General features: G+C 35.2%; 1 protein-coding gene. It reads right to left on the reverse strand.

Annotated elements, in window-relative coordinates:
* Positions 1 to 40: 40 nt before the first annotated feature.
* Positions 41 to 821: phytoene/squalene synthase family protein (locus AC1DND_RS28720; protein ID WP_477586356.1), on the reverse strand; the 781-nt coding region annotated here is incomplete at its 5' end.

Here is an 821-nt window from a genome sequence, read left to right on the forward strand (position 1 = left end):
GTACATCCTCCTCATCAACCAGAATAACTTGTTCTTCCATTTAAATTACATTTAACTTATTGCGGATAATAGAACCAAACATCAAACCAACTTTACGCGTGTTCGAGATTCTTATCCTTTCAGTCATAATTTTTTCAGCACTTAAGCGCTTTATCTTAGCAAATAATTTTTTATAATAGATATAAGACAAATATACACCATTTCTGGATGCTGTGGGCAACTGCTTAATACCAGTTAAGGCCATTGCAAATTCGGCTTCAATTTCTTTTTCGATTTCTTTTTTTTGATGATCGCAGAATAGGGCTAAATTAACATTGGGAAAATAATTCCGGCTAAGTGTTTGATGATCAGCCTTCACATCCCTCAAAAAATTAACCTTCTGAAATGCAGAGCCCAATTTCATGGCGTAAGGCTTCAATTGTTCGTAATCCGCAATACTGCCATTGGTAAAAACCTTTAAACACATCAAACCTACCACTTCTGCGGAGCCTAAAATATATTCGTTGTAAAGTTCTGGTGTATATTCTTGCGTAGAAAGATCCATCTCCATACTCCTCAGAAAAAGAACAATCAGCTCCAGATCTATCTGGTATTGATTTACAACCCTTTGGAATGAATTTAAAATGGGGTTTAAACTAATGCCCAGGTTAATGGCTTCGAAAGTATCCTCCTTAAATTTTTCCAGTAAAAAATTCTTGTCATAGTGATGGAAACTATCTACAATTTCATCTGCTAAACGTACAAAGCCATAAATGGAGTGTATGGGTTGACGCAGTTCTTTACCAAGAAAATAAATACCATAAGAAAAGCTGGTACTATAC

Source organism: Pedobacter sp. 01N416 (genome assembly GCF_056399685.1).